A 12,359-nucleotide genomic window follows, 5' to 3' on the forward strand; every position below is an offset into this window, starting at 1 on the left:
ATATTATTTTTCATGAAAGGAAGTCTTTTGCGTGGAGTGGGAAGGCATCAGCCTGTCGAGAAGATATCCGGCGGCAGCTCCGATAAACGCAGGCACCACCCAGCCGAGTCCCTGCTCAAAAAACGGCGAGGTCTGAAGAATACTTGTGACAGCCGGGACAAAGACTCCTATACTTGAAAGCCCTTCGTAAAGCGCAAAGATTCCTGTAAAGATAATTGACAGCTGATACATTAGTGAACCTTCACCAATAACAGGGCGCAGAAGTGAAAGTACGATGAGCACAATAGCAAGCGGATAAATAAATACGAGTAAAGGAACTGCGATGCTTAAAATTAAAGACAATCCTAAATTAGTAACCAGCATTCCGATAAATGTAAAAAGAACGACAAACGATTTATAGGCAATGCGGGGCATTATGCTGTGAAAAAATTCAGAGCATGCCGTTATCAGGCCGACGCTGGTGGTCAGGCAGGCAAGCAGAACGATCACACCAAAAAAGAAGCTGCCGGATGGTCCGAAAAGCATGGCTGCGGCAGGTTCAAGAATGCCGGCCCCGTCAGTAATCCCTTCCTGCTGTGACATCCGGGCACCGATCCATCCAAGCGAAACATAGACTATAGAAAGGCCGATCCCAGCTACTGCAGTAGCTGCTGCAGCGCCGGACATCAGTTCACGTTTAGAAGACGCCCCGTGGGTGCGCAGACTGTTAACAATCACCATTCCGAAGGCAAGGGCACCGAGAGCATCCATCGTCAGATACCCTTCTAGAAATCCTCCAATAAAAGGAGAATTATTATAAGGGGCTTCAGCTGAAGAAGAATTTGTATCGAAAATAAAAAATGCCCGTACAAATAGAGCGGCTAAAGTAACGAATAGAATAGGCGTCAGCCATTGGCCCAGGCGATCTACTATTTTTTCAGGATTTAAGCTCAGCCAGAGAGCAACTGTGAAAAAGATTAAGGAGAAAAGTAAAAGTGTCCACCAGGTCCCGATACCCGCTGCTGGCACAAAACCGATTTCATAGGCAACGTTAGCAGCCCTGGGAATTCCATATAAAGCTCCGATGGATAAATAAATCAGTACAGCAAACAACAGGCCGAACATGGGATGAACTTTGCTTCCCATGCTGATAAGTCCGTGCCGTGCCTGCACGACTGCCAAAATAGCAAGGATGGGGAGAAGTACTCCTGTAAATAGAAAACCAAGGATAGCAGAAGTGAAATTGTCACCTGCAGAATAACCAAGAAATGGCGGGAAGATTAAATTACCCGCTCCAAAAAATAACGAGAAAAGCATAAAACCGATAAAAAGAATACGCGACTTTTTCATACCAGCGCCTCCTGAGTGTAAGTAAGATCGCCACACAACGCAAAAAACCCGCTTCCAAAAGGAAACGAGTCAAATTCTTAAGAGAGTCCCTGAAATATCATGCTGCACTTGGCTCACCTTGTGAGAAAATGACTATATACGGTAAAGCATTATGTAAGATTAATAATCATTCTACAATGTAACGCGGATCTGACTGAAAGTAAACTGTAAACATGCATAAAAACAACAAAAATTGCTGAAAACGGATACGCAGAAAAATTATAAAAAATTAGAAGGAAAATTAGGGATATTAATGATTTTAAGTGTATATCGTTTATAATAGGGTATATATGCATAGGTCCAATATCACTTGGAGGCGAGAGCTATGGGGAGAGGTATGAATTGGGTTAAAAACCACCAGTTTTGTTCTACAGTAGAAGAGCATGATGACATTGTTATTTTGGAAGTGCCTTATACAGCTAGCAATGAACAGTGGGAAGAAATACAGGAAATTATTAATGTTCTTCATGATCACGGGTATGTAGAGGGCCAGACCAAACGTATCGATCAGCTGCAAATTGAACTTGTGGGTTTTAAAATCCCATGGAGCCAGCAAAGAACGAATTCCGGATAAATTAAATAACAAAAATAACCATTTGATGAACAAAAGATTAAAGAAATTACGTTTAAGTTACAAGTGGATAATAAAACACAAAAATCGTATTTGGGTTGATATGATAGTATTTAATTAATTATTACGGGGAAAAGAGGTCTGCAATTTGCGAAACCCAATTGTATTAATGATGGTAATGGGACTTTCTATGTTTTATATTATTGTGCCGTTTATGAATATTGAGCAAATGCCGACCGTGCTGACAGGCGTGCAGCAGATTATGAAATCTATTACCTCCATCAGTTTTTTATAATATACGTGCCGTACAGGTCTCTCTGCTTATATGCAGGAGGCTTTTTTATTATTTTTAAAATAAAGAAATGCACATTTAGGCAAGGTATCGAGAGGGGAGGGCCGGGGGAAATAAATAACGAAGCTTATATGCTGGATTATTTTGAAACTTAAATTGACACCTGCTGAACAACGAAAAGCAGCCCCCCTCCCGGGAGCTGCTTTTTTAGGCAGACTGGCGTACGCTGAACGCAGTAATGGAAACCAAAATAATAACGATGCCCAATGCCTGAATGATTGCCAGGCTGTCTCCAAGCAGAACTACTCCAAACAAAGAAGCAGTGACCGGTTCTGCCATGGCAACCATTGAAGCAGTAACCGGGGTCGTCAGCCTTATGCCGATAACATACAGTACAAAGGAAATGCCTGCACCAACGAGCCCGAGTAGCAGGAACCACCCAATGTCACTGGAGGTCAAAACAGATAATGCTTCCTGTTGGTCGACAAACATCAAAAGAATTACACAAAAAACAAAAAAAGCGATCGTTAAAGAGGTTTCGGGCCTGCCGACTGCAGAGGCGTATTTAAATCCGAAAATAAACAACGCATACGAAAGACCGGCCCCAAGGCCGGCAGCGGCGCCTGCAAGTGTAACCGAAGAACCGCCCGTGTCATAAGCACCTGTCAGGAGGAAAATTCCTACAAGCACTACTGCAATACATCCCCACTTGAAAAAAGTAGAGGATTCCTGCTTTAGAAAAAAAGAAATCAAAAATACAAATATAGGTGCGGTATACATTAGCGTGGCAGCGATGGCTACGCTTGAGGCCTCAATACTGAGGAAGTAAAAGGTGAAATTGCCGGCGACGCCCGCCCCGGCGAGAGCAGCCCATATAAATAATCGGGTGGAGGGGGATCCGGTCTTTCGAATCCGTAAAAGGAACCATATAAAAATACAGACAAAACCAACGGCTCCCCGGTAAAAGGAAATGACTAACGGATCCCAGCCCTTATGTAAAAGTATATCTGCCAATCCACCTGAAATACCCCATAGTATCGCGGCCAGTACTACTAAAATCGTGCCTGAAAATTTCATGGTCAGCCTCCGCGATAGTATGAATATAACTGTTTACCCTTTAAAAAATGGTTTCAAACGAATTTTGCAGCGCAGGTCAGGTTAAAGCATAACTTCGATAAGAAAGTAGCCGAAAAAAGATAATAAAAGCGAGCCGCAAACTGTCACGATAAACATCTTTAAACTAATTGTTTTAAAAGAAGCGGCTGGCATCTGCATTCCAAAACCAGCCATGGCCATGCCGAGAAAAACATATGAAGCGGAGATCATAAAAGCAGCTGCGGAGTCGCTGAGCAGATTAAAGGTATTGGCCAGACTCACTGCTAAAAATCCGAAAATAAACCATGGAACCGGAATTGTATGAGAGGCCCGCTTTTCTTTACGGCTTTGAAGCGTGGCAACTATAAGTGCTACCGGAATGAGAAGTGCAACCCTTGTTAATTTAATGATCAGGGCGTGGTCTTCCGAAACTGTACCACCGGCTTCAGATGCTGCTACAGCGTGGGCTACTTCATGGAGAGTTCCTCCTGATAAAATGCCATATTCATACGCATTCATCCCCAGAAACGGAAACAGAAACGTATAGGAAACGGAAAAAACAGTACCAACCACTGCGATAATCGCGATGCTCGCAGTGGTTGTTTTATGCTCTGCCTTTACAATCGGAGCGATGGCTGCGATTGCTGAAGCTCCGCAGATAGCTGTACCGCAGGCCGTTAACAGACTGAGCGTTTTATCTATCCTTAAAGCTCTGGCAGCAAGGTAAATGAAAAAAAGCGCAATCAGTAACCCGGAAGCAGCGATAAAAAAAGCGTTAAATCCGGATTCGTAAATATCTCCTAAATGCAGTCGGGCCCCGAGGAAAATAATGCCGAGCCTAAGCAGGTGCCTGCTTGAAAAAGTGATTCCCGGAAGCGCACGGTTGGGAACTCCAGCGGTGAAGCGCCAGCATACGCCTAAAAGTATTGCAGTAACCAGCGCGCCCATCGCTGAGAATGGAGCAACCTCTGCGAGTGCGCTGCTGAGCACAGCAGCAATAAACGTAAAGATAAGTCCGGACATTAGCATGGGAATGAAAGAAGCAAATCGTTTCATTAGTCTTCAACTCCTAATCATTAACGCTATTGTACTCCCGCTCTTTTTATTATAAAAACAAATATATATAATGAAATTAATTAATATTTTTAATAAATAGGAGGAAATATGCATATTGACGAATTAAAAACCTTTTTGACTGTGGTGGAGGAAAAAAATTTCACAAAAGCCTCGGAGGTGCTCTCCCTCTCCCAGCCGACTGTAAGCGTGCATATAAAAAATCTTGAAAGGGAATTTCTTGCCCCGCTTTTTCAGCGGACAACAAAGTCATTGATGCTTACAAGGGAAGGTGAGGTATTTTTGGATCATGCCCGTCAGTTGATGGGCACCTACGCCCATATGAAGGAAGCTATATATATGATGCATGAAGAAGTGAGTGGAACCATTCATATCGGGGCCAGCTTTACGATTGGGGAATACGTTCTCCCAAAAGTAATGGCCAGAATGCAGGAGGAGTATGAGGGAATTCAGTTTGAAGTGACGATCGCCAATACTGAGGAAATCATTCAGCTGGTCCGGACGCTGAAGGTCGATATTGGTCTGGTGGAAGGGCACAGCGGGGCTGCTGATATTACGCTGACACCATTTCAGACGGACCGTCTGGCGGTAGTTAAGAGTACATCCAGCTCTTTTTCACCTGTAACCCGGGAGGAGCTGCAGGATCTGAAGTGGGTGGTGCGCGAAAAGGGATCCGGAACCAGGGAATCGTTTGATTATGTGATGAACGCAAACGGGATCCGCATGCGTTCACTTCTGATGATCAGCAGCACGCAGGGGGTTAAAGAAGCCGTTAAAAGCGGCCTTGGATTATCCTTGTTATCAGAAGCAGCGATTGAAGAAGAACAAAAACACAACACGCTGGAGCTTTTATCCATTGAAGGCATCGATGCAAAAAGATTTTTTTCATATGTACTTCCAAAAAGAGCAGAGCGGACAAAAAATATTCAGTTTATGATCCGGTGCCTGACAGAGAATCGCTGACGTCCGCCGGCTTCCTTTTCTATAGTTTTCTACAAAAACTAATTTGTTGTATACTAATACCGCAATCTTAAGGGAATCACCGATGATGGATTTATATTCACTGCTGTATAAAGCATTCTGTTCAACGCCGGAAACGGAAGCTTACTATACTGAAATGAGGAATGGGTAAATGATTCAAATTGAGCCATTTTTGCGCAATGATCAGTTTAATTTTATTAAAGAGCATGTATGGAAATTCGCCCATGCACACGCTACAGTAAAAGACGCCGACGTAATCAGTGCATTAAAACACAGCGCCTTTGATCAAATTATCAACAGCTTTCATTCGATGAACGACGAGCAGGAAAAACTGTTAGAAAAGGTTCTGTATGTAGAGGACAGCACTCAGGCAGAGCAGATTCTCGGTGAGTTGAAAATGTATGTTGTTTCGTTCCCGGCTGTCACCGCAGATCGGATTAAAAAGCTGTTTCCAAAAGCAAAAAAGCTGACCATGCCGTCATTGGAGGAAGTGGACCTGAAAAATATATCCTATCTGGGCTGGAACGACATCCGGGCAGAACGAAAATATATTATTACTACAGACCAAAGGAGATTGACGGGCGTGTTTGGAACATTTCGGAATACACCCGGAAAAGGGATCTGTACGATCTGCAGCAAACAGGAGGAGACAGGACTTTTTATGGCAGTAGTAAAGGCTGGAAAAGAAACGTATACGAGCCGTGGTAACTATATCTGCCAGGACAGTGGCAGGTGCAACGAAAATATTACGGATCTCCAGCAGCTTGAAACGTTCATGTACCATTTGAAAAAGTGAATACTATAAAAGCCGGGGGAAGAAATGTTTCCCCGGCTTTTATATATTATTGCAGTGTATGCAGGTGAATGGTCCCGTCTCGTTTATAATCGTCGATTTCCTGGCGGATGTGGTCTGCGAGGCCGATTTGCTTCATCGTATCAAACATGGAACATGCCTGACTCCAGTCCTGAAGCGCGGATTGATCAAATCCCAGCACAAGAAGGTTTTGTCCCCGCTGATAAAGCAGCTCCCCTAAAACGTAGCTGTTCTGCAGATCAATGCAGCGGTTGATTCCCTTTGAACACCAGTCGATGGATTGCTGGTAAGCACCCTGATAGGTCAGCGCTTTAGTCAAGGTATATGTCAGCTTTAATTCAATGTATTTATTCTCCGGGTGCACCAGGCTCTGATGGTCCTGCAGCGCTTTCCGGCATATATCTGCAGCTTTTTTGTATTCGTGTTCAAGGTTGTAAATAATCGCCATGGCGTTTATGATTTCACCTTTACGTTCCGTATAAATTCCTTTGTGGTATGCATCGAGGGCAGAGGAAGCCAGTTCGAGAGCCTGTTTTGGATCATTATCCAGTTCGTAGGCGCAAATAGCTTTATGCCAGAGCATGTACTGCTCGTAATAGCCGATTTTGAAAATAGGGTTGTCTTCCTCCCTGGAAAGCAGCTCCCGCATCGAAACGTAATCATGCTCGAACCGGCACGTTTCAAGCATACTGAATACAGAGCGAACGTAGTCGCTGCGGTCTGTTAACGCTTCTTCAAAAAAGTAATACATGCTGGCTCCGAGCCGTTCAGCAATATAAAACATGGTGCTTGAATACGGAACGATAGTCCCCTTCTCGATTTTACTGATCTGCGCCTGGGTACAAATATCTTTAGCAAGCTCCTTTTGTGTGTAGCCCCGGTATTTACGCAGCTCCTGTATTTTATTTCCCACCCGTGAAAAATCCATCAATATAGTTCTCTCCCTATCTCTCAAATATTCCTATAATTATTTTACGGGAAGAAATCCGTAGAAAAAAGAGGAAAGTCTTAGGTAAATGATCGATTTTGGAGCCAGAAGCGGAAAACGCTCTTTTTATAGTTCGAATATACTAAAACGAACATATAATAAAGAGGTGAAGAAATGAAAAAGGCAGGTTTATGGTATGCTGCGTTCATTGTAATAATGATGGCAACAGCTGCACCGGTTCAGCAGACAGCACCGGTGGCAGGTGAAATTATAACGAGAGACATCCCACATCAATATTAAAAACAAGCCGCGGACATCATTGATGCCTGCGGCTTGTTTCTTTATACTGCCTGGCTTTCTCGACATATTCGAGGCGGATACGCTCCATGTCTTCTTTGTCCTCCTCGGTGAGGTCACGAACGACTTTGGCCGGACGTCCAAAGGCAAGTACGCCGGCGGGAATCGTTTTTCCGGGTGGAACCAGGCTGCCGGCACCGATGAACGCCCCTTCACCGATCTCGGCCCCGTCAAGCACTGTAGACCCCATGCCGATGAGTGCCTTTTTTCTTACAATGGCAGAATGAAGCATTACCTGATGACCGACAGTAACGTCGTCTTCAATAATCAAAGGATGCTTCGGGCTCTGGTGCAGCAGGCATTGATCCTGCACATTGACTCTGCTGCCAATCAGCGTAGGTGCTACGTCCCCGCGAATAACGGTGTGAAACCAAATGCTCGATTCCTCGCCGATGGTAACGTCACCAGTGATGACCGTGAAATCTGCTAAAAAAACGGTGGGAGCAATGGAAGGATACTGGCTGTTGTACGGATAAATCATAAAAAACCACACTTTCCGAAATTTATTCTGCATTTCTAATGCAAGTGTAGCAAAAATAATAGTAAAATAAAGAAAGATATATTTCCCGGGGTACTGGATTGAGGAAAAAGGGGGCGATAATAGTGGAAAAAAGATTAGTGGACCGCCCGCGTGGAGTTGTTGTGCTGGTTCATGGATCGGGCGAACACTACCGGCGATATGAATGGCTGATCCATGTATTGAAACGCCAGCATCTGCATGTGATTACCGGGGACTTGCCCGGCCACGGAGAAACCAACGGGCGAAGAGGGCATATAGACAGCTTTCGTGAATATACAGACACCGTATATGAATGGTACAGAGAAGCAGCTTCCTTTAAGCTGCCTATTTTTATGCTTGGGCACAGCATGGGCGGGTTAATTGTCATACGGGCAGTATCCGAGCGGTATATGCCAGTGAAAGGTATTATCCTGTCTTCCCCTGCGCTCGGGCTGTACGAATATCCAAACAGAATCCGGGAATTATCCGGAAGGCTTGCGCACCGGCTCGTACCGGGTAAAAATTTGAAAACCGGCATTCAGGCCCAGTATTTAACAAGAAATCCGGAAACAAGAGCTGAGTACCAGAAGGATGAACTGGTGAATGATACGGTAACAGTCCGCTGGTACCAGGAAATGATCCGGGCAATGCGGATCAGTCTGGCGCAGCCGGAAAGCTTCCCGGATACTCCGCTTCTGGTCATGCAGGCCGGAGAGGATTATATCGTTGATAAAGAGGCCACTGTTCGCTGGTTCAACCGGCTGCATACGTCTGAAAGAACGATTAAAATATGGAATAATCTTTATCATGAAATACTAAACGAGCCGGAGCAGGAACGTGTAGTAAGGTATATCATTCACTTTATGAACCAGCATTCCTAATATGAACCAGCCAACCAAGGAGGCCTTTTGAAATGTCAGCACCAACGTCTATACCAGCTATTATGTATTACGGGGTAAAGCAGACTCTGCCGGCTGCCCGCCAGTACTTAAGCGAATGGAAACAGAAAGCGGAGCAGATCCCGGATGATTTGTACCGCCAGGCAGCGCTTGAAGCAATCGATGAAAAAACGTTCCACTATGAAGGCGGATCGCTTTACGCATTGATTGCTCCCGAACATATCCGAAGCGAGCTGCTGCGTTTTATTGTTGCCTATCAAAATATCAGCGATTATTTGGACAGTATCTGTGATATGAGCCAGGAGGAGGGCGTGACCTTTTATCGTGATATTCATGAAGCGATGAAGCACGCCCTGGATCCCGCAGCCAGTCAGCAGGATTACCTTAAAAGAAAAAAAGGGGAAGGGGATGGCGGATTTTTAGCGGCTCTCGTGGAAACGTGTCAGTCTGCCCTGCAGAGCTTTCCGGGTTTTCCGGGTGCCCAGCCGTTTATGGAAGAGCTGTCCATGTATTACAGAGAGATGCAGATATACAAACACATTGATGTCAACGAGCGTGAAACCAAGCTGATTGAGCTTTACGAGCATTTTAAGGACCGGATTCCGCCGATGGCCTGGTATGAATTTTGTGCTGCTTCCGGATCAACGCTTGGTATTTATGCGCTGGCCGGATACGCTGCCCGTTCTCCGCTTGCCGAGCTTCAGGCGAAATCGATTAAGGAAGCTCATTTTCCTTATGTACAGGGAATGCATATTCTGCTTGATTATTTTATTGATCAGGAAGAGGATGTGGAGCAGGGCTCGCTGAATTTCACCGAAAAATATGCGTCTGCCGGCCATATGATGTCACGTCTGGAATTTTTCAAATCCGAGGCTGATAAAAAAGTAGCTAAGCTGCCGGAAGCCGGTTTTCATAAACAATTAAACAAAGGTCTGCTCTCCATCTATTTGTCTGACGAAAAAGTACAGGCAAATGAAAAAATGAAGCAGCAGGCAAAGCATCTGCTCCGTTTTGGCGGCATTACATCGCTTATTTACTACTGGAATTCATGGATGTACCGGAAAAAAATATAAACAATGAACCGCCTCTTCCAAAAAAAGAAAAGGCGGTTCTTTTTTACATATCAGCCATGTCAAGCGATGTCAGTTCCCCGGTCTCCGGGGAAATAACGAGTCCGTGTACGGGTGTCCCAGGCGGGAGGAGAGGATGGTTTCTCATGACCTGAACCGATTGATGCACGTTGTCCTCTACATCCGAAAAACCGCGCAGCCATTCGTGTACGGAGACGCCCTCAGCATGCATCACTGCCTCTGCATCGGATGAAACTCCGCGGTCATACGCTTTTTCAAGCACCTGGCCGGCCTGAAGGCCGGTCATGCCGCATCCGTAATGGCCGACAATCAGCACTTCTTCTGCTTTTAACTCGTATAAAGCAACCAAAATACTGCGGGTAATACTATCATACGGATCTGTAATCATTGCCCCGGCGTTACGGATCAGCTTTGCATCTCCATTCTGGATGCCCATTGCTTTAGGAAGCAGTTCAATGAGCCGGGTGTCCATGCATGTTAAAACGACAATGCGTTTATTTGGAAATTTATCGGTTTGAAAGGCTTCATACTCTTTGTTTTGAACAAACTGCTGATTGTGCTCCAAAATAGATTTCACCACTTCTGACATGATTCATCATCCCTTCGTAGATATATGTGAATAGGCTTGAACTAATTTAGATAAACCGGGAGTGTCTTCTCCTGTTTTTTCGAAGGTTAACACATAAGGAGGCGCCTTTTCCTGAAACTCCAGGCTGTAACGAAGCACCCGTACCTCCTGTTCCGAAAGTTCAGCAGCAAGGCTCTCAACAGCTGTACGTTCTGCATTTCCTCCCGGGTGGCCGTGATAAATGACCACGATAACCGGAACGCCTGACGGGAAGGTATGAAGATAAGAAAGCACCGCTGCAGTTGTAGAGGAAGCAGATGTCACAATCTGTTTATCGCTCCCCGGCAGATAACCGAGGTTAAAAATGGCTGCACGGATGCCGGTTTTTTCCTTATCAGTGAGCAGAGACGCTGCGTATTCATGACTGCAGTGGTGCAGCGTGACGTATGACTCCAGGCTTCTCTTTTGTAATCGTGCGTATGTAGCCTGGATGGCTTCGCTTTGAATGTCAAAGGCATGCACATGCCCGGAAGGGGACACCGCCTCTGCCAGAAAGGCGGTGTCTCCGCCATTTCCGCAGGTGGCATCAATCACGGTGTCTCCGGGACGGATATTTTGTGCAATCATCCAATGGGCGAAAGCCACGGCTTTCGGCAGAGTCATAGAGCTGCCGGGGCAGGCTGATAATATTTTCCCTGCCAGCTGTGTCTGCGAACCTGTTCTTTATGAATTTCATTTAGTACTTCGAACTTGTTCACGCTCCACATCGGTCCGATAAGAAGCTCGGTCGGGCCGTCACCGGTAATCCGGTGAATGAGCATGTCCGGCGGCAGAATTTCGAGCTGATCCACGACAAGACTGACGTACTCATCCCGGCCGAGAAACTCCACCATTCCTTTTTCATACTGCTTGACCATCGGTGTCTTTTTCAGCAGGTGGAGCAGATGAATTTTAATACCCTGAACGTCCAAATCAGCCACGGCCTGGGCCGTTTCCATCATCATTTGATGGTCCTCCTGTGGAAGGCCGTTAATGATATGGGAGCATACGCGGATGTTATGCTTGCGGAGCTTGTCCACGCCTTCTTTATAGCACTCAAAATCGTGTGCCCGGTTGATCGTTTCAGCAGTCGTTTCATGCACCGTCTGCAGCCCGAGCTCCACCCACAGATAGGTGCGTTCATTCAGCTCGGCCAGGTATTCGACTACATCGTCCGGGAGGCAGTCCGGGCGCGTCGCAATGGAAAGACCGACGACGTTATCCTGGGCGAGTACTGCTTCGTACATTTCCCGCAGTTCTTCCACGGGGGCGTAAGTATTGCTGAATGCCTGGAAATAGCCAATGTATTTTCCGTTTTTCCATTTTTTGTGCATGCGGTCCTTAATTTCATGAAACTGGGTGACCACATCGTCGGCCCGGTTGCCGGCAAAATCCCCTGAGCCTGCCGCAGAGCAGAACGTGCAGCCGCCGTGGGCGACGTTTCCGTCACGGTTCGGGCAATCAAACCCACCGTCGAGCGGCACCTTAAAGATTTTATGACCGAATGATTCCTTTAAGTGATGATTCCATGTATGGTACCGCTTCTCTCCCCAGACAAGCGGCTGTTCGTTAGATAATTCCGAGCTCATGAAGAGCCTCTCCTTCCATCGTGCGTAAAATATTCCTTCTCATTTTAGCATGTTTTGCCTGTATTCCCAAAGTGCAAAGGAAAAGAACCACGTAGAAAGGCTTGACAGCAGGGGGATAAATTCATAAAATATCAAGTATTGAATATCGGCGTACTTTGTTTATCGTTATGCACCCAGCAGACGCTTGACGAAAA

The 12,359-nt window shown here is 45.7% G+C and carries 15 protein-coding genes; 7 read left to right on the forward strand and 8 right to left on the reverse strand.

Features of this window, described 5'->3' with window-relative positions:
* Positions 1–3: 3 nt before the first annotated feature.
* On the reverse strand, positions 4–1,329 hold the full coding sequence (brnQ, locus tag Q0757_RS05365; RefSeq protein WP_298785331.1) for a branched-chain amino acid transport system II carrier protein: 1,326 nt from the start codon (positions 1,327–1,329) through the stop codon (positions 4–6).
* A 376-nt stretch (positions 1,330–1,705) separates the two neighbouring features.
* Between brnQ and Q0757_RS05370 the strand changes: the two genes are divergently transcribed.
* A complete protein-coding gene (locus Q0757_RS05370; protein ID WP_156847934.1) occupies positions 1,706–1,942 on the forward strand; it encodes a hypothetical protein in 237 nt (78 codons plus the stop codon).
* A gap of 145 nt (positions 1,943–2,087) precedes the next feature.
* Positions 2,088–2,234 (forward strand): hypothetical protein, encoded by a 147-nt coding sequence (locus Q0757_RS05375; RefSeq protein WP_022794052.1) that lies wholly within the window; start codon positions 2,088–2,090, stop codon positions 2,232–2,234.
* Between the two features lie 204 nt (positions 2,235–2,438).
* Here the strand turns inward: Q0757_RS05375 and Q0757_RS05380 are convergent, their stop codons facing one another.
* Both Q0757_RS05380 and Q0757_RS05385 read right to left on the reverse strand, forming a co-directional pair.
* Entirely contained in the window at positions 2,439–3,308 is an 870-nt protein-coding gene (locus tag Q0757_RS05380; RefSeq protein WP_298785332.1) for a DMT family transporter, read from the reverse strand.
* Positions 3,309–3,389: 81 nt separating this feature from the next.
* Positions 3,390–4,382 (reverse strand): YeiH family protein, encoded by a 993-nt coding sequence (locus Q0757_RS05385; RefSeq protein ID WP_298785333.1) that lies wholly within the window; start codon positions 4,380–4,382, stop codon positions 3,390–3,392.
* Between the two features lie 108 nt (positions 4,383–4,490).
* On the opposite strand from Q0757_RS05385, the gene Q0757_RS05390 reads away from it, so the two are divergent.
* The gene (locus tag Q0757_RS05390) at positions 4,491–5,363 is read left to right on the forward strand and encodes a LysR family transcriptional regulator (RefSeq protein ID WP_298785334.1); all 873 of its coding nucleotides are present in this window, start codon (positions 4,491–4,493) and stop codon (positions 5,361–5,363) included.
* Positions 5,364–5,532: 169 nt separating this feature from the next.
* Positions 5,533–6,177, forward strand: a complete 645-nt coding sequence (locus Q0757_RS05395; protein ID WP_298785335.1) for a FusB/FusC family EF-G-binding protein — start codon at positions 5,533–5,535, stop codon at positions 6,175–6,177.
* 46 nt (positions 6,178–6,223) lie between these two features.
* On the opposite strand, the gene Q0757_RS05400 is transcribed toward Q0757_RS05395, so the two are convergent.
* Complete coding sequence (locus Q0757_RS05400) at positions 6,224–7,123, reverse strand: helix-turn-helix domain-containing protein (RefSeq protein ID WP_298785402.1); 900 nt, start codon at positions 7,121–7,123, stop codon at positions 6,224–6,226.
* A 174-nt stretch (positions 7,124–7,297) separates the two neighbouring features.
* On the opposite strand from Q0757_RS05400, the gene Q0757_RS05405 reads away from it, so the two are divergent.
* On the forward strand, positions 7,298–7,423 hold the full coding sequence (locus Q0757_RS05405) for a hypothetical protein (protein WP_281241116.1): 126 nt from the start codon (positions 7,298–7,300) through the stop codon (positions 7,421–7,423).
* A 16-nt stretch (positions 7,424–7,439) separates the two neighbouring features.
* Here Q0757_RS05405 and Q0757_RS05410 read toward each other — a convergent pair whose 3' ends face one another.
* Positions 7,440–7,961 carry a gamma carbonic anhydrase family protein gene (locus tag Q0757_RS05410; protein WP_298785337.1) on the reverse strand — a complete coding sequence of 174 codons (522 nt, stop codon included), beginning with the start codon at positions 7,959–7,961 and terminating at the stop codon, positions 7,440–7,442.
* Between the two features lie 122 nt (positions 7,962–8,083).
* Here Q0757_RS05410 and Q0757_RS05415 point away from each other — a divergent pair, with 122 nt between their 5' ends.
* Both Q0757_RS05415 and Q0757_RS05420 read left to right on the forward strand, forming a co-directional pair.
* Positions 8,084–8,860 carry an alpha/beta hydrolase gene (locus tag Q0757_RS05415; protein ID WP_022795025.1) on the forward strand — a complete coding sequence of 259 codons (777 nt, stop codon included), beginning with the start codon at positions 8,084–8,086 and terminating at the stop codon, positions 8,858–8,860.
* A gap of 32 nt (positions 8,861–8,892) precedes the next feature.
* Positions 8,893–9,951: a tetraprenyl-beta-curcumene synthase family protein gene (locus Q0757_RS05420; RefSeq protein ID WP_298785338.1), complete on the forward strand. Its 1,059-nt coding sequence runs from the start codon at positions 8,893–8,895 to the stop codon at positions 9,949–9,951.
* A 43-nt stretch (positions 9,952–9,994) separates the two neighbouring features.
* On the opposite strand, the gene Q0757_RS05425 is transcribed toward Q0757_RS05420, so the two are convergent.
* Genes Q0757_RS05425 through Q0757_RS05435 form a run of 3 tightly spaced genes read right to left on the reverse strand, consistent with a single transcriptional unit; the run spans position 9,995 to position 12,165 of the window.
* Positions 9,995–10,558 (reverse strand): carbonic anhydrase, encoded by a 564-nt coding sequence (locus Q0757_RS05425; RefSeq protein WP_298785339.1) that lies wholly within the window; start codon positions 10,556–10,558, stop codon positions 9,995–9,997.
* 6 nt (positions 10,559–10,564) lie between these two features.
* Positions 10,565–11,164 carry a class I SAM-dependent methyltransferase gene (locus tag Q0757_RS05430; protein ID WP_298785340.1) on the reverse strand — a complete coding sequence of 200 codons (600 nt, stop codon included), beginning with the start codon at positions 11,162–11,164 and terminating at the stop codon, positions 10,565–10,567.
* A 32-nt stretch (positions 11,165–11,196) separates the two neighbouring features.
* Entirely contained in the window at positions 11,197–12,165 is a 969-nt protein-coding gene (locus Q0757_RS05435; protein ID WP_022795021.1) for a TIGR01212 family radical SAM protein, read from the reverse strand.
* Positions 12,166–12,359 lie beyond the last annotated feature (194 nt).

Origin of the sequence: uncultured Marinococcus sp. (assembly GCF_947493875.1) — a bacterium.
Taxonomy (GTDB): domain Bacteria; phylum Bacillota; class Bacilli; order Bacillales; family Marinococcaceae; genus Marinococcus.